22 protein-coding genes are annotated in these 18,747 nt (G+C 65.6%); 8 read left to right on the top strand and 14 right to left on the bottom strand.

From position 1 onward, the window contains the following. The first annotated feature begins 650 nt into the window (after window positions 1–650). Window positions 651–1,688 carry an ABC transporter substrate-binding protein gene (locus P8R42_27650; GenBank protein ID MDG2308370.1) on the top strand — a complete coding sequence of 346 codons (1,038 nt, stop codon included), beginning with the start codon at window positions 651–653 and terminating at the stop codon, window positions 1,686–1,688. A gap of 4 nt (window positions 1,689–1,692) precedes the next feature. Here the strand turns inward: P8R42_27650 and P8R42_27645 are convergent, their stop codons facing one another. From P8R42_27645 to P8R42_27625, 5 genes are all read right to left on the bottom strand, one after another. Beyond that, complete coding sequence (locus P8R42_27645) at window positions 1,693–2,412, bottom strand: phosphocholine cytidylyltransferase family protein (GenBank protein MDG2308369.1); 720 nt, start codon at window positions 2,410–2,412, stop codon at window positions 1,693–1,695. Beyond that, the gene (locus tag P8R42_27640; GenBank protein MDG2308368.1) at window positions 2,409–3,479 is read right to left on the bottom strand and encodes an alanine--glyoxylate aminotransferase family protein; all 1,071 of its coding nucleotides are present in this window, start codon (window positions 3,477–3,479) and stop codon (window positions 2,409–2,411) included. Before P8R42_27640 ends, P8R42_27645 begins: the two co-directional genes overlap by 4 nt. Then, entirely contained in the window at window positions 3,476–4,051 is a 576-nt protein-coding gene (locus P8R42_27635) for a thiamine pyrophosphate-dependent enzyme (GenBank protein MDG2308367.1), read from the bottom strand. The genes P8R42_27640 and P8R42_27635 overlap by 4 nt, the downstream gene beginning before the upstream one ends. Continuing rightward, window positions 4,048–4,551, bottom strand: coding sequence for a thiamine pyrophosphate-binding protein (locus tag P8R42_27630; GenBank protein ID MDG2308366.1), 504 nt, complete (start codon window positions 4,549–4,551; stop codon window positions 4,048–4,050). Before P8R42_27630 ends, P8R42_27635 begins: the two co-directional genes overlap by 4 nt. 330 nt (window positions 4,552–4,881) lie before the next feature. Then, a complete protein-coding gene (locus tag P8R42_27625) occupies window positions 4,882–5,076 on the bottom strand; it encodes a hypothetical protein (protein ID MDG2308365.1) in 195 nt (64 codons plus the stop codon). 275 nt (window positions 5,077–5,351) lie between these two features. Between P8R42_27625 and P8R42_27620 the strand changes: the two genes are divergently transcribed. The 3 genes from P8R42_27620 to P8R42_27610 all read left to right on the top strand — a co-directional run bounded on the left by P8R42_27620 (window position 5,352) and on the right by P8R42_27610 (window position 7,483). Continuing rightward, the gene (locus tag P8R42_27620) at window positions 5,352–5,897 is read left to right on the top strand and encodes a hypothetical protein (GenBank protein MDG2308364.1); all 546 of its coding nucleotides are present in this window, start codon (window positions 5,352–5,354) and stop codon (window positions 5,895–5,897) included. Next, window positions 5,897–6,769 carry a hypothetical protein gene (locus P8R42_27615; protein ID MDG2308363.1) on the top strand — a complete coding sequence of 291 codons (873 nt, stop codon included), beginning with the start codon at window positions 5,897–5,899 and terminating at the stop codon, window positions 6,767–6,769. Before P8R42_27620 ends, P8R42_27615 begins: the two co-directional genes overlap by 1 nt. A gap of 78 nt (window positions 6,770–6,847) precedes the next feature. Continuing rightward, window positions 6,848–7,483: a TetR/AcrR family transcriptional regulator gene (locus tag P8R42_27610; GenBank protein MDG2308362.1), complete on the top strand. Its 636-nt coding sequence runs from the start codon at window positions 6,848–6,850 to the stop codon at window positions 7,481–7,483. A 79-nt stretch (window positions 7,484–7,562) separates the two neighbouring features. Here P8R42_27610 and P8R42_27605 read toward each other — a convergent pair whose 3' ends face one another. From P8R42_27605 to P8R42_27595, 3 genes are all read right to left on the bottom strand, one after another. After that, window positions 7,563–8,495 (bottom strand): thioredoxin domain-containing protein, encoded by a 933-nt coding sequence (locus P8R42_27605; GenBank protein ID MDG2308361.1) that lies wholly within the window; start codon window positions 8,493–8,495, stop codon window positions 7,563–7,565. A gap of 118 nt (window positions 8,496–8,613) precedes the next feature. Beyond that, window positions 8,614–9,000 carry a DoxX family protein gene (locus P8R42_27600; protein MDG2308360.1) on the bottom strand — a complete coding sequence of 129 codons (387 nt, stop codon included), beginning with the start codon at window positions 8,998–9,000 and terminating at the stop codon, window positions 8,614–8,616. A gap of 366 nt (window positions 9,001–9,366) precedes the next feature. Continuing rightward, entirely contained in the window at window positions 9,367–9,981 is a 615-nt protein-coding gene (locus P8R42_27595; GenBank protein ID MDG2308359.1) for a hypothetical protein, read from the bottom strand. Between the two features lie 117 nt (window positions 9,982–10,098). On the opposite strand from P8R42_27595, the gene P8R42_27590 reads away from it, so the two are divergent. Beyond that, window positions 10,099–10,557 carry a PaaI family thioesterase gene (locus tag P8R42_27590; protein ID MDG2308358.1) on the top strand — a complete coding sequence of 153 codons (459 nt, stop codon included), beginning with the start codon at window positions 10,099–10,101 and terminating at the stop codon, window positions 10,555–10,557. 11 nt (window positions 10,558–10,568) lie between these two features. Here the strand turns inward: P8R42_27590 and P8R42_27585 are convergent, their stop codons facing one another. Genes P8R42_27585 through P8R42_27565 form a run of 5 tightly spaced genes read right to left on the bottom strand, consistent with a single transcriptional unit; the run spans window position 10,569 to window position 14,716 of the window. Further along, window positions 10,569–11,279, bottom strand: coding sequence for an SDR family NAD(P)-dependent oxidoreductase (locus P8R42_27585; protein MDG2308357.1), 711 nt, complete (start codon window positions 11,277–11,279; stop codon window positions 10,569–10,571). A 9-nt stretch (window positions 11,280–11,288) separates the two neighbouring features. Then, window positions 11,289–12,020, bottom strand: coding sequence for an SGNH/GDSL hydrolase family protein (locus tag P8R42_27580; protein ID MDG2308356.1), 732 nt, complete (start codon window positions 12,018–12,020; stop codon window positions 11,289–11,291). Between the two features lie 48 nt (window positions 12,021–12,068). Next, window positions 12,069–13,376, bottom strand: a complete 1,308-nt coding sequence (locus P8R42_27575; protein ID MDG2308355.1) for a glycosyltransferase — start codon at window positions 13,374–13,376, stop codon at window positions 12,069–12,071. A gap of 7 nt (window positions 13,377–13,383) precedes the next feature. Then, window positions 13,384–14,256 carry a glycosyltransferase gene (locus P8R42_27570; protein MDG2308354.1) on the bottom strand — a complete coding sequence of 291 codons (873 nt, stop codon included), beginning with the start codon at window positions 14,254–14,256 and terminating at the stop codon, window positions 13,384–13,386. Between the two features lie 52 nt (window positions 14,257–14,308). Beyond that, window positions 14,309–14,716 carry a cytochrome c gene (locus P8R42_27565; protein ID MDG2308353.1) on the bottom strand — a complete coding sequence of 136 codons (408 nt, stop codon included), beginning with the start codon at window positions 14,714–14,716 and terminating at the stop codon, window positions 14,309–14,311. A 79-nt stretch (window positions 14,717–14,795) separates the two neighbouring features. On the opposite strand from P8R42_27565, the gene P8R42_27560 reads away from it, so the two are divergent. From P8R42_27560 to P8R42_27550, 3 genes are read left to right on the top strand one after another with little or no spacing between them, the layout of a single operon-like run. After that, window positions 14,796–15,500 (top strand): NapC/NirT family cytochrome c, encoded by a 705-nt coding sequence (locus tag P8R42_27560; GenBank protein ID MDG2308352.1) that lies wholly within the window; start codon window positions 14,796–14,798, stop codon window positions 15,498–15,500. Beyond that, entirely contained in the window at window positions 15,497–16,429 is a 933-nt protein-coding gene (locus tag P8R42_27555; protein MDG2308351.1) for a cyclic nucleotide-binding domain-containing protein, read from the top strand. The genes P8R42_27560 and P8R42_27555 overlap by 4 nt, the downstream gene beginning before the upstream one ends. Then, on the top strand, window positions 16,426–17,760 hold the full coding sequence (locus P8R42_27550; GenBank protein MDG2308350.1) for an alkaline phosphatase family protein: 1,335 nt from the start codon (window positions 16,426–16,428) through the stop codon (window positions 17,758–17,760). Before P8R42_27555 ends, P8R42_27550 begins: the two co-directional genes overlap by 4 nt. A 10-nt stretch (window positions 17,761–17,770) precedes the next feature. Here the strand turns inward: P8R42_27550 and P8R42_27545 are convergent, their stop codons facing one another. Next, window positions 17,771–18,616 carry a mechanosensitive ion channel gene (locus tag P8R42_27545; GenBank protein ID MDG2308349.1) on the bottom strand — a complete coding sequence of 282 codons (846 nt, stop codon included), beginning with the start codon at window positions 18,614–18,616 and terminating at the stop codon, window positions 17,771–17,773. Window positions 18,617–18,747 lie beyond the last annotated feature (131 nt).

Genomic DNA, 18,747 nt, shown 5'->3' with positions numbered 1-18,747 from the left:
GAAAGGAGCGTGGAGGGCGAGCCATCAGGGGGGGCTTCAGTCCCAGCGGGGTTCTCGACACCATGTGGGGCGGGACGGGTGTCGTCACGACTCAGTGGGCGCGCTGGACACAACGTTCGGGATCGGCGGCCGAACGGACTTTACCACGGACGACTTCAAGACCGTCTCGCTTCAGCCCGACGGCTTCATCGTCATCGCCGGCGCCGCGTTCGGCAGCGGTCCGGCCAACCTCCAGCGACTCGACACGGCCGGCGTCCTCGACTCGACGTTAGGAACGAGTGGGGAGGTCGAGATCCCTCAGCTCGCCAACGAAGGAGGCTCGTGTCCCGACGACGCGGATGACTGCACAGACGACGTCTGCTCCGAGGGCACCTGCGCCCATCCCGCCCTCGCGGACGGTACCGCATGCGAAGACGGCGAGATCTGCACGGCTGGCGACCAGTACGAGAGCGGTGCGTGCGAAACCGGTGACGGCACTCTCACCTGCGGAGCCAACGACTACACCTGCTTCAGGAGCCGGATCCTCTCGAGCTTCGACTCGATCAATTTCCACGAGCTGCAGACGAAGAAGATCGCGAATCTCTGCGTCTCAGCCGCCGTCACCCTGCCCTGGGCCGCGAGGCGCGGGCCCAATCTGATAGGCTTGCGCCGTGATTCATCTCGGCGTTCTCGACGACACCCCGCACGGGGTCGATCGGCCACTCCTGGAACGTGCGCTCGAACTCGCCGGGTCGCGCACCAAGCGGACCGGCCGGTTCCACGAGCCGATCCAGCTTCACATCGCGACCGCGGATGGGCTCCCCCGCGGGACCGCGCGCGACGTGGAAGACGCCTTCGCGGAGCTCGCCGCTCGCGACGTCCTCGGAGTGCTCGGCCCCGCCATCGGCGACAACGCTCTGATCGCGACCCCCCTCGCCGAAACGCACGCGCTTCCCACCGTGAACTTCGCCGGAACCGAACGGGCGCGCGGCGAGCACATGTTCCACCTGCAGATCGGATCGCACGAAGAGGAGCCCGTCCTCCTCGCGCGCCAGCTCTCGCGCGGCGGCCACGCGCGCGTCTCGGTGCTCTTCGAACGAGCGACGATCGGCTTGCGCTACGCCACCTTCTTCGAATCCGCGTGTTCGGCGGTGGGCCTGCCCGTCGCCAACTCCGTCGGTCTCGATCCGGGCAGCGACCCCGCCGACGCAGTGCACACCGCGCTCCGGGCTTCCCCGGATGCCCTCGTCTACCTCGGACTCGGACTCGACCTCCCCGCAGTTTCCGCGGCGCTCGGCTCCGGGAATTTTGCGGGCACGCGCGCCTGCAACTCGTGCGGGATGTTCGGATGGGCGGGCCCACCCTACGACGCCGCCGTCGAGGGCTGGTGTTACATCGACGTCTTCAGCGAGGAGAACCCGGGGTTCCGCGACGCCCGCAGGGCACTCGGCCTGGCCGACGACGCCGGCCCGACGGGCGTCCTCTACGCAGACTTGGCAACACTCGTCGTCGAAGGGCTCGCGCACGCGCCCGAGCTCTCACGACGCGGCCTGCGGGACGGCCTCGAGCAAGTGAAGGCCTTGCCGGCCGCGCTGGGCCTGCCCGGAACCCAGCTCGGATTCGGCACGTGGGACCGAGGCGCGCTGAAGGGGCCGTACCTCGTGCCACGAAAATGGCTCGACGGACGCTCCGTCGCCTGGACGGCCTGAAGCCTCAGGACTCGATGTCGGCTGCGATCTTCCGAGCCCGTTCCAGGTCATCGGGGAAATCGACCTCGGTCCACGACAGGTCGTCGACCAGTTCGAACCCCACCTCCACCTCCACGAGGAGCGTCGGATAGACCTCTTCGTGCTCGAGATCGATTTCGCCCCGGTCGATCCGCTCGGCCAGCAGTTCGCGCAGCCGCGCCGCGGCCGCGGGGCCGAGCTTCAAGAAGCCAACCGACTCTCCCATGCGATCGAACGCGCCGCGCGGAATCCGGGCGATGTCTTGAACCCGGTCGCCCTTCACCATCAGCATCTGCTCTTCCCCGCTGGCTTCCGAACGCGAATCGAGCAGAAAGCAGCTTTCGTGACGGGAATCGACGAGGCGAGCGACGAGTGCGTCGGGCCCGAAGACGTCGGCGTCCATGACGAGGACCGAGCGTTCCAACCAATCCCGCGCCGTGTAGAGCGACAAGATCGCCCCCCGGCGAAAATCGGGGTTCTGCAGAATACGCACGCCGGGCTGGTCGCCGAAGGCGGCCACCACATGCTCGCCGCCGAACCCGACCACGATCACGATCTCCCGGACCCCGGCGGCGCGAAGTTGGCGAACGAGGCGCCCCAGAAGTGTTTCACCACCCACGTCCAGCAGACCCTTCGGTTGATCTGCCAGAGCACCACCGAACCGCTTCCCGACACCGGCCGCCAATATGATCGCCGCAGGCTTCACGCGACCGCCCTCTCGAGCGCGGTGAGAAACCGCGCGAAATCGTCACGAGTGAGGGCGCCCATGTTCGCCACGCGAAACGCGGTCGCGCCCAGATGCCCCTGCCCTTCGTAGATCACGAAGCCATCGTTCTTGAGACTGCGATGGAGGGCGGCGTAGGTGACCCCGGGAGGGAGCCCCAAGGTTGTGATCGAGTTCGACCGCCACTCCTCAGGAAGCAGAATCTCCAATCCGAGCCCGGTGAACCCGGCGCGCAGCTGGCGCGCAGCCGCTTCGTACCGTTCGATGCGACCGGCGACCGTCTCTTCGAGCAGCTCATCGAGAGCCTCATCGAGCGCGTAGAGCGCCTGCACGGCCGCGGTGAAAGGAACCGTTCGCTTCTCGTGGGCCGCGTAGTGCCTCGGCAAATGGAGGTAGACCGTTCGCTGCGGAATCGTGTCCATCCGGAGCAACTCCGGGCGTCGAGCCAGAACGAAACCAATGCCGGGGACGCCTTGGATGCACTTGTTCGCAACCCCGACACAGATGTCGACGCCCCACGCGTCCACGTCGATCGGATCCCCGGCGAGCCCGCTGATCGAATCGACCAGGAAAACGCGCCCGGCGTCGCGCACGACACGACCCATCTCCTCGATCGGATTCCGCAGGCCAGTCGTCGTCTCATGATGCACGACGGCTACGACCTCGATCGCCGAGTCGGCCCGAAGCGCTTCCGCGACGGCCGCGGGGTCCGGCCGCTCGGTCCAGGCCGACTCCAAGACCACCGTTTCCACGCCGTGCGTCTCCGCCATTTCGCGAATTCGGGCGCCGTAGACGCCGTTCACCACGACGAGCATCTTCCGCCCGACCGCCACCGAGGAACTCACGGCCGCCTCCAGCGCCAGCGTTCCCGAGCCGGTGAGCGGCACGGCCACCCAGTCTCCCTTCGGAGCGAAGGCCCGAATGAGCTTCGAGCGAACGGCCTCGAGCAGATCGCTGAATTCGGGCTCGCGGTGGCACAGATCGCCCCGCGACATGGCCTGCGTGACCCGCGGGCTCACGTTCACCGGCCCGGGGTTGAGAAGGATCACGCGCCCCCTCCGAGGGCGCCGCGCATCCGAGCCGTCATCTCCTCGGGCGTGTACGGGATTCGCGGGGCGGGCGGACCGGACTCGGGGACCGTCTCGACCAGGAGCAAACTCGGCCCGTCGGCGCCGACGAACTCCGCCACCTTCTGATCAAGTGAAGCGCGGTCGCTCACGCGGGCCGCACGGGCGTAGCCGGACGCGGCCGCGATCTTCTCGAGGGCGACGCTCCGGGAGATCGTCGGCTGGTTTCCGGTGCTCGCGTAGACTCCGTTGTCGATGACGAAGTGGAAGAACCGCTTCGGCTTCGACGCAGCGATCATCGGAAGCTGGCCGAGATTCATCAGGACGTTCCCGTCGCCATCCAACACAGCCACCGGCTGCTCCGGCTGCGCCAGGGCGATTCCGAGACCGATCGAAGACGCGAGGCCCATCGACCCGATCATGTAGAAGTGAGAGGGCCGATCTTTCACCGAACACGCCCAGCGCGAGATGAACCCGTTCGCGCAAACGACGGCATACCCGTCCAGAGCCGGCATGGCGGCCTCGACTGCGTCTTTCGTGGTGAGAATGGTCATCCCAGAACTCCCGGCGGAACCACCAGCGCGACCGGCTTCTGATTCGCATCGAAGCGCTCGCGCGCCCAGGTCGCGTCTTGTGCGAGGGAACGCTCGCCGAGAGAACGCCATTCGATCTCGTAGGCGTCGAGGAGATTCGGCATCACCTTGCCCATCACCAGATGCTCCGGAGCGTCCTTCCCTCCGAGCCCGCGCCACGTCACGACGAGCAGGCACGGCAACTCGTATATCTGCTGCAACGAACCGATCGCGTTCAACGAGACGCCGAGGCCCGAGTTCTGCATCAGGACGACCGGACGCCGTCCTGCCATGAAAGCACCCGCCGCGAGGCCGAGGGCCGCGTCTTCGCGCGTCTCCGGAACGTAGCCCTGATCTTCCAACGCGATCAGGACCGAACCGATGAGCGAGCAGGGAACGCCGGTGAAGAAATCGAAGCCAGAGCTCTGGAGCGCGTCCGCGAAGTCGGCTCCCTTGAACTTGGTTTCACCAGAATGACTCATGGCAGACCTTGTAGAGGTCGGGCAGTTCCGATGACAACTCCGCTTGTAAGTGTTCTGCGTGGTCCCAGAGGGGCAAAAGGGCCGGGACAGGCTGCGGGGGCGGGGCGCCTCGTCTCCGGCTGGAGCTCGGTCCTCGTTTTTGGAGAGTGGCGCATGGCGGGGCGCCTTTCGAGAGATGCCCCGGATATCAGCCGTCGGGGATCGCCCTCCGGCCGCGGAGACCCGATCGGATGCGCTCCTCTGGCTCGTCGGGTCGTGTGTCAGAACCGTTTTGCGAACAGGCCCAGGTGACCGAGGAGAGTTGTCCGACAGAGCCTGCGGCGCCAGGTTTCACTTCACTCCGCAGGGGGTCTCGGTCGCCCCTGCGACCGAGCGCACGACGTGCTCTTCGGACCGAGCTTTGTCGTCTCCTTGATCGAACTCGGCTCGCGGCGAGTCGTTCACGTCGATGACCCGCTCGCCCTCAAGCGCCTGGGTGACGCAGCAGCTCCGCGAGGCGGCCGCGCGGGTAGCGGGCGAGAGCATACAGCCGCGCCTGCGCATGAACGGCCGCGGCTTTCGCGACACCGCGACGACAACCCTCGGGATCCGCTTCGGCCGAAGACGCGAAAACGAGAGAAAGAAGCACCTGGAGCGTCCAGACAAATATCGTCTTCACGCTCCAGACGATTGCGTTTCGAGCCCACCATATCCATCCCTAATTCTGGGGCCCGCAGGAGCCGGCCTGGATGCCATAGAAATTTCGGTGCGGCAGCGATGGCTTCCGTCGGCCGTGGCGATCGTTCTACAGTCTGTGTGGAATGTCGTTTCTCCGCGTCGACGTCGCAGCCGCCCTCCTTTTCTTCTCGCCCCCGGCCCGCGCGGCAGATCTCAGGGTCGCGGGCCGGAAGCTCGTGATTCTCGACGGTGATCTGGGCGGGAAGGACAAGGTCGCCCTCGTCGCCAGGGGGGCCGAAGTCACGAAGGGGAGCGGGATCGACCTCGGCGAGATCTCGGCCACGGTCGACATCGAACGGGGCGAGGCACACGGCCGCTTCTCCATTCCCGCGGGACCGCGCGGCGGCGGCGACGACGGTTGGCGCCAGAACGATACGTCGCTCGCACGGCATCAGAACCCGGACGCGGCAACCTCGACGGCTCACCTCGCGGTCGACGTAGCCTGGGGGACCGAAGATACGCTTGCGCCCCTCCGCGTGTCCGCCTCGGGTGCGGCGGTCCACCTCCTCACCGCGCTGCGACCTCGGGCAGACGGCGAACCTCTCGCTCGAAGCGGCTTCTCTCAGTCCGGTACCGTGTTCGAAATCCGTGTGCCCTCCGGCGATACCGTCGTCACACCGGTGTCCTGATGTTTGAATCGTCCGACCTGCTCCTACGGCGCGCGGCGGCCATACTCCCAAGTCAGGCCGGGTACGCGCTCACCCGGCGCCTGACTCCCGTGCTCGGCGGGGACCGTCGGCGATGGCTCGGCAGCGTCGTCACGCAGAAGGCCCGCGACCTCCTCGGCGACGAACACCTCGCCGCAGCGGCCGGCGACGCCTTCGTGGCCGAGATGGCCTGCGACGATCTCGACGCAGTGACTTCGGTGGCCTGGAGCGACTCCCGCCGCCTGGCTTCGACGCGGGTCGTCGGAGCCGAGAACCTCCCGGCCTCAGGGCCGGCAGTGGTGACGTCCTTCCATTTCTCCGGCGGCTTCCGCGTCTTCGACGTCCTTCGCGCGCGGGGGTTCACGCCGACGTTCCTTCACGTTCCTCCGCGCGAGCGTTTGAAGGGTTACGACGCGGCGATGCAGAACATGCGAATGCGCTACCTCGAGCGGCACCTGAGCCCACCGTTCATCAAGCCCGGCCCGCGCACTCGCGGTGCGCTCGACCGCCATCTGGGCGACGGTGGAGTCGTCGTAGCCCTCCTCGATGTCTCTCCCGCCGCGTTCGAGCTTCGCGATCACACGTCGGCCACGCTCCTCGGCCGGCCTCTTCAGCTTCCGGTAGGCCTTCTACGGCTCGCGGCGAAGCACGACGCGCCGGTGATTCCGTACGACGGCCGGATCGAAGACGATCGGCGCGTACTGGAATTCCATGCCCGCGCTCGCGGCTCGGAACCGGAAGCTCTCTTGGCGGACGTTCTACAGACCTGTGAGAGGGTGATCCGGACGCGCCCCTGGACCTGGCAGGGCTGGCTCGACGCTGATTGCCTATTCGCGGAGGCCGCGGAGGTATAGACCAGACATCGAACCTTTTTCCTCGAGACAGAGAATGGGGACGACTTACAATTCGTCAAGCATCGGAAGAGACGCGCCATGACCGACGAATCCACCGCAGCGACAAGCGCAACTGGGACCGCCGGCGAACGCCGACGGAGGCAATTCATCGAGATCGCGCAACAACTGATCGTCGAGGGAGGTGTCGAGGCGGTCCGTGTCCCCCGCGTCGCCGAGATGGCGGGCTGCGGACGGACGCTCTTCTACCGGTACTTCCCGCGTCGCGAGGATCTCCTCATGGCGGTTCTCACCGAGTACTACCGGCAGATGGGAGCCCTCTCGGCTGAGCTGATCGACGAGGGCATACGAGGGTTCGTCGAAACTCCGGAAGGCAAGATCCCGCCTGCCTCGCGGGCGCTGACGGCTTTGATCTGGGAGGGCCTCGACCTGATGGGTCCAGCGGGCCTCATCCTTCGGTCGACTCCGAACCTCGGCCGCGAGATCAAAGACCACGCAAAGACGTTTCGTCAGGAGTACGACGTGCGCTGGCACCAGCCCCTGCGAGCCATCGGCATGACGAAACTCGAGGCGGACGTGGCAATGGAAGCCGGTCTGTATCTCCTCAACACCCTCCACGCGCGCGTGCGCGCCGGCGAGGTCGAGCGCGAAGAAGCCATCGACGTGTGGCTGCGCGTGCTCTCCACGGTGACCCGCGGACTACGGTCGAACCGCTAGCGTCACGAGCCGCGGGATCCAGAAACAAAAATGGGGGACGCACCGAAGTGCGTCCCCCATTTTCTTCAGATGCGTCCGATCAGGAGCCGGACTGCTTCGCCTTCTCGATCAGCGGAACGAACGCGGTGATCGGCTGCGCCCCGTTCAGGAACTCGCCGTTCACAAAGAAGCCCGGCGTCCCGGAGACGCCCATGGACTGGCCGAACTTCATGTCCGCATCGACCTTGGCGGCCTCGGCTTTGTACTCGGCCGAGTTCGTGTCGCCCGCGCACTTCTCCCAGACAGCAACGTCGACCTTGCTGCCCTTCAAGTAATCCTTGCTGTTGGCCACGACGTTCTCGGGCTTGAGCGCCTTCTGGTTCTTGAAGTAGGCGTCGTGCAGAACCCAGAACGCTTCCTGGTCCTGGTTGCCCGCGCAGTTCGCAGCGATTGCGGCGGGCTTGGCCCACGGGTGGAAGTTCAGCGGGAAGTGCTGGAAGACGAACTTCACGTCGTCCGGGTACTTCTCGAGGATCTGGTCGACCGTGTTGGCACCGCGCGTACAGTACGGGCATTGGAAGTCGGAGAACTCGACGATCGTGACCTCCGCGTCGGCCTTGCCCCGGAACGGACGGCCCTCGAGCGAAGCAGCGAGCTTCTGGGTGCGCTCGGCGGCTTCCTTCTTCTTCTCCTCCTCGCGCTTTGCGAGCGCGACCTTGATCTCTGCCTCACCCTTACTCACGTCCATGGCGTCGCCTTGGAGGAGCCACAGCTTCTTGTCGTCGGAGGTGACGAGGAAGGTGTACGGGCGGCCACGCACGGTGAACGAACCCTGGTCGAGGCCTTCGATCCCACTCGGGGTGATGGCGCCCATCTCCGGGGTCATGTCCCCCAGCTGAGGCATGTTGAGTTTCAGATTTCCGAGGATCTTCGCGTTGCGATCCCCCTGGGCAGCAGCCGGAGTAAACGACAGCGCAGCGACCATCAGGCCAGCGCACGCGGCGATAGCCGTCGAACGAAACGTGAGCTTCATGTGCTTTTTTCCTCTCAAACAGGGCCCCGGGCACCAATCCTGATGCTGGTGCTGGGCAGAAGTCGGCCCGCCGAGCGGCAGGCCACCGATCCAGGCAACCTACCCGGGCTCCCGACCTTCAGCAACCGGGTAGTCCGCCCCTCGCCAGACCAGCCAGCGGTCCGCCGGCCGGAGGGCATAGGACCCGGTCACGAGCGCCAGAACGATCAGCCGCGGCAGCAGATCCGCTGGCGCGTCCCCGTTCAGATAGGTGGGAGGCGAGAGCCCCCGTGAGGTCGAAAAACAGCCCAGAATAGCACCATTCTTTGATCAGGGGGAGACCGGGCGCGAGCAGCACCACCGCCGCCCGGAGCTTCCAGACACCCAGAATCGTCGCGACGTAGGCCGGATATCCGAGGGCGGCCAGGCCCTCCATGATCTGCTCGGCTCCCGTCAGACCCATGATGCCCGAAGCACCCCAGGAGACACAGACGAGCCCGGTCAGGGCCCCGTAAACCTTTTGCATTTCAGAGCTCCTCTCGAGGGGACGTTAGCTCCTCTCGAGGGGAGGTTGGTGAGTCGCGGTGGAACTTCGGCTTGGTTTGGGAGGTTCGGCGCTCGCGACTAAACGAAATTCGCGAGACTAACCAACGTCCCCTCAGAAGCGTGCTCGCTCAGATCCGAGGTGCGAGCCGCTGCCGCGAGGTCGTCGTCCGCGTGGGCTCGCAGCACGACAGTGCAGCCCCGGCGTGGCCGGCGAAGAACGTTCGCGCGCGCTCCAGGACTTCCTCGGCGGCGAGACGCGCGCCCGGGCCGCTCGGACGCTTCCATCGCGCGAGCCTAAGCGGGAAGCACCGCCGCCCACAACCGCCTCGCGAACACGGATGAGGAACTACGAATCGGAGGGCTTGTCGGTCTCGGGCTTCACACCCTTCTGGGGCGCAACCGCCTCGTCGCCGTCCGCATCCTCTTCGGCGAGCTCGGGGTCGGGCTCCTTCGCCTTCACGACGATGACACCCATCTCGTACTCGGTAGTCGGGCACTTCGCGGGCGCCGGGCCGACACCCCCGCCGTTCGGATCCAAACGAAGTCGACACGTCTCCCACGGACCGTGCCGCTTGCCGGCTTCGAAGCAACCACGCTCTTCGACGAGACGATCGGGGAAGGAAAGAACCCAGTCACACCCGTGGGCCTGCCCCTCCGTGTTGAACGGGCCCCAGCCGAAATCTACCCATTTGCCGGTGTGCGCCTTGTAGGCGACTGCCCCGTCGACCGTATCCCCTTCGCTGAGAGGGACCGTGCACCGCTCCCCGGCGATGTCCACGGCACAATCGAAGCTCTTCACGGCCGGCGTCGGTTCCGCCTCGGGCTCGGCGCCGTCCTCGCCCTCCTGCAGTGCCTCGGCAACCCCGGCAATCGGCTCGGGCGCCTTCTCCTCTTGCGCCAGAGCGGGCGGAGCGAGCAGTACGGCGAGGGAAACGAGCAGGGCGTGGTGCGTGATCTTCATGAGAACCATCCGATGGGCTGTCCCGAACGGGAGCGGTTTAGGAAGAGCTAGGTACTACGCGGGTACCCGTCCCGTCGACCCCTGGAAAGCGAACCTCCCAGAAGCGAAGATCCATCCATGGAACTCACCGAAGAATTGAAGGGCAAGCTCAAGAAGTCCCTCGCCACCGGCATCCCCGCCGTCGCCCGCACCGGCATCGAGGTCGTGGAGATCGACAAGGGCTACGTGAAAATGAAGATGCCCTTCGAACCGAACATCAACCACGTCCAGATCATGTACGCGGGCTCCCTGTTCACGTTGGCCGAGCTGCCCGGGGGCGCGATCTTCGCGACGTCCTTCGACGCAACGCGCTTCTACCCGATCGTGAGGGACATGAGCATCCGCTTCCGTCGCCCAGCCAAGACCGACATTACGGTCGAGGTCCGGCTCGATCCGAAGGACGCCGCCGAAATTGCCGAACGAGCCGAGCGCGACGGCAAGGCCGACTACGAGTGGGAGTGCGAACTCAAGGACGAAACCGGCGAGGTCGTGGCGATCACGAAAAACATCTACCAGCTCCGGCGCATCGGGAGCTAGCAGCCCCCAGCTTACCAGCTCTCGCCGTACGGTCGGACGTCGAGCTCGAACGTCCAGGCCGACTTCTCCTGGTGAGCGACCTGAAAGAACGTCTCGGCGATCGAGGCGGGTGCGAGGAATTTCTCGTCGGGACGATCCGGCATGAACTGGCGCGTCGTCGGCATGTCGATGACGCCGTCGACCACCACGTACGCGACGTGCACTCCCTTCGCGCCGAGGTGACGCGCCATCGACTGTGCGAGAGAACGCTGCGCGGCCTTGGCGGGCGCGAAGGCCGCGAACATCTCACCCCCGCGCAGTGACGCGGTGGCACCCGTGACTAGGATCGCACCACTTCCTTGCTCGACCATGTCCCGGGCCGCTTCTTGGCCACACACGAGCAGAGCGAGGCTGTTGATCCGCCACGCCGCCTCGAACTGGTCCTCGCTGATCGTCGAGAAGTCACCGAAGCTCGCGTTGCCCGCGTTGTGGAGGAGAACCTGGATCGGTCCCATCTCCTTGCGGATCTTCTCGAACGTCGCGCGGATCGCATCGGGATCCGTCACGTCGGTAGGGTACGCCCGGCTGCCCGCGACCTCGGACTCGAGCTCCCGGAGCCGCTCCTCCGACCGCGCGAGCATCGCAACGGCGTACCCTCCTTTGGCGAAACGACGACACAACGCCGCTCCCGTCCCCGGCCCGACACCCGTAACGACACAGACTCCCGCTTTCGATTCCGACACAGCTCGCTCCTAATTCAGATCGGCGAGAAGCACCGGTCGAACCGCCTCGGTCCAAATCGCGTAGCCCTTGGCATTCATGTGCAACCCGTCAGCAACGAAGAGATCTTTGTTCAACTTCCCGTCCTCATCGAACATCGGCGTTGCCACGTCGATAAACGTGACCTCCGGATCCTCTTCCGCCAACGCAGCGATGAGGGCGTTGGCTCGGACCGACTCTTCCCAGAGATGCGCGCGCGCAATCGAGGGCTTCACCGCGAGGATGTAAATCGGCACACCGGGCTTCCCGGCATGGACCTTCTCGACGAAGGCTTGCATGTCGAGCAGCACGCAGTCGGCGCTCATCCCAAAGGCGAGGTCATTGTCTCCCTCGTACAGAACGACCGCACGGGGATCATAAGGAAGCACGATCCGTTCGACGTTGTGCGTCGCCTGGCGCGTCGCCGAGCCACCAAAGCCTCGGTTCAGCACCGGCAGCGGTGCCATGTCGTCCTTCACCGTCTGCCAGAAGACGATGCTCGAGCTGCCGACGAAGACAACGGGGGTCGAGGCCGTTGGGTTCTCCGCGTCGCCCCGCTCGAAACGATCCATCGTCTCGTTCCACACATCCAAGCCCGCTCGCTCATCTGCGACTTCGTTGCGCACACACGCAACGGAATCGAGAATCGACGGCTCGCTCGTCACGGTCGTGCGAGAACACGCCGGCGCGAGAGCGAGCACGACGAGAAGGACTATCCGACGCATCGTCGGAATCTGCCACCGCCGAAGACAAGAAGTCCAGCAAGACCTGTGTCAGCGGTAGAGGAACTCCTCGATCTCCGCGGCGTACTGGTCCATGGACTTCACACGTTGCGACGCCTCGGTGGCGCCCGCCGCCAAGGCGGGAAGGAGCGCCGGTTCGTCGATCAGGCGCGCGAGGGCCGCGGCGAGTGCGGATGGATCTTCCCCGGGGAAGATCAGACCATCTACACCGTCGCGCACCGATTCGGGCAGGGCCCCGCGGTCGCTGGTGACGACGGGACGCCCCGCAACGAATGCCTCCCGCGTCGCCAGACCGTACGTCTCCAGACAAGTCGACGGCACGCACAGGACGTCGACGTCGCCCAGCACCCGGGAAAGCTCACCATCAGCGAAGCGGCCACGATGGGCGGCGCGGGGCTCGTTTTCTAGGAGCCCGGAAAAGCCCGCGTCGTAAGAATGATCCGGCCAGCGCTTCCCCCAAAACTGCACCTCGATCGGCCGCCCGGGCAGCAGGCGAAGCGCTTCGAGGAGAACGTGCGGGCCCTTGTGATGAAGGGAGTGACCCACGAAGCCCACGCGGAGAGGACGCTCCTCACGAACCGGCAGATCCGCGGGGGGCGTCGGCGGCGGGAAACCCTCCCGGTCGACCGACAGGGCGATCACCCGCGTCCGATTGATCGGGAACGGCATGCCCTGGCGCGCGAACTCCTCGACGACGAAGTCCGCACACGTATCCATCCGCTCAAACGTCGCGAGTGCGTCGCGCAACGCGCGAAACCGATGACGATTTGATTCGGGACCCATCGCCGCGACGTCCGCCGACGTCGTACGGAGGCGGTCGCGGGTGCGTTCGAACCACCCTCGCGCCGGAGCGGATCCGCCGAGGACACAGTCGACACAGCTCTGGTGCGCCGGCCCGCCGCACCGCGTCCCGTCTCGATGCTGGAACATGACGCGCTGGCAGACGTACCAGTAGTCCAACACGCTCGCGACGACCCGAGCCCCGTGCGCTCGCGCGATCGCTGGCAGATCCGCCGACAGCCCGATCAAATGCTGGAAGTGGACGATCTCCGGATCGACTTCCTTCAGGTACTCCCCAAACCGCTCCGCCACGCCCGCACTCAGGTAGTGATCGCGAAACGCTCCGGCCTTGAAGTCGTTGACCACGCTTCGAACCGGGGTGCCGTCCACCTCTTCGTCGACGATCGAGCCGTCCACCTGCGCGAGGTCACTGAGGCGCGTAAAGACCGACACGTCGTGCCCGCGCTGACGCAACGCCCCCACGACGCGATAGGTATGGAGCTCGACCCCGCCGTAGGCACGATGCGGATAGCCGTTGGAGACCTGAAGGATTCGCATCGGTCGCTCAGAGGCCGAGGAGGCGCAATTTCCGACCGAAGAAGCCCGCTCGCTCCCACCCGTCCAACTCGGAGTGAATGTCGCGATGCAGATCGGCGAGCGGGTTTTCGCGGATGAACTCCTGCACCCGCTGATGATACGTGGGGTACATCTGGCCGATCACGTCGTTGTGCGCCTTCTGACGCTCGCTCGTCTCGCCGCCGAAGGAGGCGCTTCCGCTATGCGCGACGAACAGGTCGTCGCAGAGTCGAATCCGATACCCCGCCTCGCGCGCGCGCTCGCTGTAGTCGTTCTCTTCACCGTAGCCACGCGGAAAGTTCTCCTCGTCGAGAAATCCGATGCGCGCAATCAAGTCGTGACGAACGAACATGCAGAACCCAACTGCGGTCACGAGGTCGGGGCGGCGGCGGCGGCTCGCACGCTCGATCAAGATTCCGAACTGGTCCACGGTGAGCGAAGCCGGGATCTCGTTGTCCTCCATGAACCGCGGAACACTACAAACGGTTCCGTTGTTCGTGAGAGGGGAAACGATGCCCGTGACGTCGTCCTCGTAGGCGCAGGCGGTCAGCTTCGAAAGAAAGCCGCGGGTCACGATGGTGTCGCTGTTGAGCAGCACGACGTCGCGGCCATCCGCGTGGCGCAGGCCGCGGTTCGCGCTGACGACGAAACCTTGATTGACGTCATTGCGGAGCAGGACGACCCGGTCCTGCTCGCTCGCAATCCGGTCGAGGTCGGCGCGCAGCTCCGGCGTGGGGCTCGCGTCGTCTACGATCACGAGACGAAAGTCGCCTCCCGCGTGCCGCAGAACACTCGCGATGCAGCGCCCCACGTGTTCCCGCGCCTCGAACACGGGCACAACGACGTCGACCCCAGGCCTCACAGAGGGGCATTCTAAGAGCCGACCGAGCGCGGTGCCACTGCGGCCCGCGAGGCTAGTCCTCCTGGATCGAGCGAACGTACTCGGTGATCAGGAGGATCTTGCCGCGGATCTCGGCCTGCTGGGTGGGAGAGCCTCGGGTCTCCGCTTTGAAGACCTCGCCCCAGACCGGCATGGCCGGATCCCCGTGGGCGCTCACGTCCTGCGTGCCGTCGATGAAGCGCATCGTCTTGTGGAACGGGAACTCACCGCCGTTCGCCTTCGCGAGCTGGGTCAGGTCGGCCGGCTTCTTCTTCAAGAAGCCGGACATGACACCATTCCCGGTCCCCTCGGGTCCATGGCAGTTGCCGCAGTAGCGCAGGAACATCGCCTGGCTCTCATGCGGTCCGCCTTCCGCCTGGCAGGGGAAAGGCGCGATCAGAGAAAGCCCGAAGACGATCGATGCCGCTCGCAGGAGCTTCATGGGCGCGGCCTACCACGCAACGGGCATGGCGACCAAGCCCGTTCAGCCCGGCGACCGCACATGGTAGGAACTCACGACCATGGACCTGACGATCGAAGTCCCGCTCCAGAGCGCCAGCGGGTTCGCCGACCTCGGCGTTTGGGTCGCGACGGCGCTGGCGATCGCCGTTCTCGTCCTGGTCCTCGTCGGCTCCATTCTCGAAAGTACGAGACGCGTCTCTGCGACCGCGAGCACCATGCTTTTCCTGGGCCTCACGATCCTGCCGATCTTCATGATGCTCTTCGGAGCCTTCGCGAGCATCGAGCAGGCCAAGTCCGTGGAGTTCTGCCACTCCTGCCACACGGCGATGAACCCTTACGTCGCGGACATGTTGGATTCCTCCAGCACGACCCTGGCGGCGGTCCACTCGTCGGAGCGCTACATCCCTCGCGATCCCTGCTACCGCTGCCACGCCGATTACGGAGTCTGGGGCGAGGCGGAAGCGAAGTTCCGCGGATTCGCCCACCTCTACCACTGGCTCCTGGCCTCCCCGACGGCGCTCGGACTCGAGCAGATCGAGACCTACCAGCCGTACACCAACGGCCCGTGCCTGGAGTGTCATTCGGGCGCAAAGAGCTTCCTGGAATCCGGCCAAGGTGTTCACCGGACCATTTCCGACAACCTCCTGCAGCTCGACGAGGACACCGGCGCACCCGTGACCTCGTGCCTCGTCTGCCACGGCCCCGCGCACCCGAAGCTCGCCGACATCGTCGTCGAGGTCGTCCCCGAAAAGGGCGAGGGATGAACGCGCCCGATCTCGTACGCCTCCCCGGCCAGCGCCTGCGCGGACGCGTGCTCCTCCTTTCCAAGGTGCTGATCGTGCTGGCTGCGATCCTGACGCTGGTCGCGGTGAACATCTGTACCGCTCTCACCCTCTCGCTGTTCCTCATCATCGGGCAGGCCGCGATCGTCGCGGGCGCCTCGCTCGCCCTCTTCGTGGCGGCGACCGACTTCCTGCGCACGCGCGGCACTTCGGAGGTTCACTTCGACGCCGGGGAGACCGTCTTCCGCCAGGGGGACACGGGCGATCTCGTTTACGTGATCGTGACCGGCGAGGTCGAAGCCATCCGCGAAGATCCCGACGGGGAAGACCAGGTTCTCGCAACCATGGGCGCCGGTGAGTACTTCGGAGAGATGGCGCTTCTGAGCGACGCCCCGCGCACCGCCACCGTCCGCGCCCGCACCGACCTCGATGCGATCGTGATGGCGCGAGCCGACTTCACGACGCTCTACGCCTACCTTCCCAACCTACGAGTGAACGTGGAGAGTGTGATGAACCAACGACAAGCTGAGAATCGAGAGCGCCTCGGATCCAAGAGCGTGTTCAAGGCCCTGGTGGCCGGCGCGACGTCTCTCCTCCTCGCGCAGGCGGCCTACGCCGCCGGCGACGCCGCCGCCGGAAAGACGCTCTACAACAAGCACGGCTGTGCGCAGTGCCACGGCATACAGGGCAAGGGCGACGGCTACCTCCTGCCCATGTTGAAAGAGAAGCCCGAGATCCGGGATTGGACCGCGCCCGGCGCCATGGACGGGGTCACCGACGAGTTCATGATCGAAATCACTGAAAAAGGCGGCGAGGGCGTGGGCAAGTCCGAGATCATGCTGAAGTACGGCAAGAAACTCACGAAGGGTGAGATCATCAACATCGTCGCGTACATTCGTTCGCTGCAATGATGCACCGACGATTCCACTCCCTTCTCACATTCCTGGTCCTCGCCGCGCTCGCCACCGTCGCTCCCCGAGCGATCGCCGCCGAGCCCACACCGGACGGCGAAGACGGACCCCGCAAGGCCAAGGTTCTGCTTCTCGGCATCGACGGCCTCGACCCCGAGCTCGTCCGCAGGTGGACCGCCGACGGCTCGATGCCGAACCTGGCGAAGCTGATCGACCGCGGCACCTTGACCGAGATCGAATGCGTCGTCGGCACGTCGTCTCCGGTCGTCTGGACCACCGTCGCAACCGGCGTCCCGCCCACGGTGCACGGCATCACCGGCTTCAGGATCGGCGACGACCCGGTCAACTCGAGCCACCGGAAGCGACCGACGTTCTGGAACATCTTGAGCGAACGAGACATCGACCTCGCGACCGTCGGCTGGATGGTGACCTGGCCCGCGGAGAACGACGTGGGGCTCATGGTCTCCGACCGCGCCTGGCGTGGGCAGTTCAAGAACGATGTGACGCCCCCGGGCCTCTTGAAGCCGCTCCGCCACGTGCCGCACATCCGCCGGGACGAGATCCTCGACAAGTTCACCACCTATGAGTTCGACAGGGAATGGAAGAGCCTGGACGAGGACGACCCGCGCTACTCCGTTCACTACCTGCTCCAGAACCGCCTGCTGAACATCTTCCGGCGAGACTCGATCTATTCGGGCAGCGCGCTCGAGATCGCGCGCAAGCGAGACCTCGACGTCCTGGCCGTCTATCTGCAGGGCACCGATTACGTCGGGCACGGCTTCTGGCAGTGGTTCGAACCCGAACCGTTCCAGAAGAACCGCTGGGAGATCCCCGCCGAACAGATCGAGGCGCTCGGCGACGTAATCCCGGCGTATTACCGGCACGTCGATGAGATCGCGGGCCGGCTGCTCCCGCTGATCGATGAAGACGCCCTCGTAATCCTGCTCTCAGACCACGGGTTCCGCGCCTCCGCGAAGAAGCGAAGCGCCGACGACTACTCGGTCGAGGCGCGTTTTCTCTCGGGTGGACACCGCAAGAATGCCACGCTCATCCTGTCCGGCCCGCAGGTCGACAAGGGTGCCCAACCCAAGCGGGAGATCACCCACTTCGACATCCTCCCCACCCTGCTCTACGCGCTCGACCTGCCGCAGGCCCGCGACCACCGGGGCCGGCCGCTCACCGAGCTGTTCACCGAAGAGTACGCAGCCGGCCGCACGAAGCAGACGATCGAAACCTACGCGACCAACGACGACGAAAAGAAACCGGTCGCGCGAAGCGACCTCGACGGTGAAATCATCGAGGAGCTTCGCTCGCTCGGATACGTGCGCTGAAGAACGGGCGTCAGCTCGCAGCGGCGCCCTTCTCCTGGAAGAGGTGGACGTCGGTCTGCGGGAACGGGATCGAACAACCCGCCGCCTCGAGCTGCTCCTTCAGGTTGCGCAAGAGATCGGATCGCAGCGCCGCGTAGTCCGTCGCGTTGCACCACGGTCGGACGACGATGTTTACCGAAGAATCCGCGAGCTCGCTCACGGCGATCACGGGAGCCGGCTCCTTGAGAACGCGCGGGTCCGCCTCGACCACCGTCTGAATGGTCTTCATCGCAACGCCGATGTCGTCCGTGTACGCGATGCCCATCACGATGTCGTTTCGACGCGTCGAGTTGGCGGAGTAGTTCTTGATGATCGTTCCGAAGATCGACGAATTGGGAACGGTGATCTGCACGTTGTCGGGCGTCGCGAGGACCGTCGAGAATATCCCGATCTCCCGGACCGACCCCGCGGTACCGGCGACCTCCACGTAGTGCCCGGGCCGGAACGGCCGGAAGATCAGCAGCATCATCCCGGCTGCGAAGTTCGAGAGCGTTCCCTGCCATGCGAGACTGATACCGACGCTCGCGCCGCCGAGGACTGCGATGAGAGACGTCGTCTCGATGCCAAACAACCCGAGCACCGCGACCAGCGTGACGATGATGACCAGGTAGTAGACGACACCCGAGAGGAACGGCTGGAGCGCTGCGTCGATCGCGGCCCGCTCGAGGCCACGCACCACCCCTTTTCGCAGACGCCCGGCAACCCAACGGCCCACGATGAGAACGGCGATCGCGCCGACCACCTGGACGCCCCAATTCGTGACGAGCGTGACCAGAGTGTCTGCGCCGTCGTTCAAATACTTGGTGTAGTCTTCCATATTCTCCTCCAAGGGCGGCCTTCCCGGCCGCGGGTGGGCCTCAATTGCAGATTTGGGGACCAGGTTCGAGGCCAGGGCCCCGGGAAGATGCTCGATTGAATGCTCCCGGGCCCGTCGGTAACCTCGCGCAA

The sequence above is a fragment of the Candidatus Binatia bacterium genome (assembly GCA_029243485.1).
Lineage (GTDB): Bacteria > Desulfobacterota > Binatia > UBA12015 > UBA12015 > VGTG01.
Note: the sequence above shows the minus strand (reverse complement) of the source record. Positions and strands in the feature narration are given on the sequence as shown.

What these genes read in the sequence shown, in the direction of transcription:
- P8R42_27605 (MDG2308361.1), bottom strand. Translation starts at nt 8,495, where the DNA reads ATGAAGCTCACGTTTCGTTCGACGGCTATCGCCGCGTGCGCTGGCCTG.
- P8R42_27635 (MDG2308367.1), bottom strand. Translation starts at nt 4,051, where the DNA reads ATGACCATTCTCACCACGAAAGACGCAGTCGAGGCCGCCATGCCGGCT.
- P8R42_27580 (MDG2308356.1), bottom strand. Translation starts at nt 12,020, where the DNA reads ATGCGTCGGATAGTCCTTCTCGTCGTGCTCGCTCTCGCGCCGGCGTGT.
- P8R42_27575 (MDG2308355.1), bottom strand. Translation starts at nt 13,376, where the DNA reads ATGCGAATCCTTCAGGTCTCCAACGGCTATCCGCATCGTGCCTACGGC.
- P8R42_27565 (MDG2308353.1), bottom strand. Translation starts at nt 14,716, where the DNA reads ATGAAGCTCCTGCGAGCGGCATCGATCGTCTTCGGGCTTTCTCTGATC.
- P8R42_27560 (MDG2308352.1), top strand. Translation starts at nt 14,796, where the DNA reads ATGGACCTGACGATCGAAGTCCCGCTCCAGAGCGCCAGCGGGTTCGCC.
- P8R42_27590 (MDG2308358.1), top strand. Translation starts at nt 10,099, where the DNA reads ATGGAACTCACCGAAGAATTGAAGGGCAAGCTCAAGAAGTCCCTCGCC.
- P8R42_27600 (MDG2308360.1), bottom strand. Translation starts at nt 9,000, where the DNA reads ATGCAAAAGGTTTACGGGGCCCTGACCGGGCTCGTCTGTGTCTCCTGG.
- P8R42_27620 (MDG2308364.1), top strand. Translation starts at nt 5,352, where the DNA reads ATGTCGTTTCTCCGCGTCGACGTCGCAGCCGCCCTCCTTTTCTTCTCG.
- P8R42_27625 (MDG2308365.1), bottom strand. Translation starts at nt 5,076, where the DNA reads ATGCTCTCGCCCGCTACCCGCGCGGCCGCCTCGCGGAGCTGCTGCGTC.
- P8R42_27615 (MDG2308363.1), top strand. Translation starts at nt 5,897, where the DNA reads ATGTTTGAATCGTCCGACCTGCTCCTACGGCGCGCGGCGGCCATACTC.
- P8R42_27555 (MDG2308351.1), top strand. Translation starts at nt 15,497, where the DNA reads ATGAACGCGCCCGATCTCGTACGCCTCCCCGGCCAGCGCCTGCGCGGA.
- P8R42_27630 (MDG2308366.1), bottom strand. Translation starts at nt 4,551, where the DNA reads ATGAGTCATTCTGGTGAAACCAAGTTCAAGGGAGCCGACTTCGCGGAC.
- P8R42_27545 (MDG2308349.1), bottom strand. Translation starts at nt 18,616, where the DNA reads ATGGAAGACTACACCAAGTATTTGAACGACGGCGCAGACACTCTGGTC.
- P8R42_27595 (MDG2308359.1), bottom strand. Translation starts at nt 9,981, where the DNA reads ATGAAGATCACGCACCACGCCCTGCTCGTTTCCCTCGCCGTACTGCTC.
- P8R42_27550 (MDG2308350.1), top strand. Translation starts at nt 16,426, where the DNA reads ATGATGCACCGACGATTCCACTCCCTTCTCACATTCCTGGTCCTCGCC.
- P8R42_27610 (MDG2308362.1), top strand. Translation starts at nt 6,848, where the DNA reads ATGACCGACGAATCCACCGCAGCGACAAGCGCAACTGGGACCGCCGGC.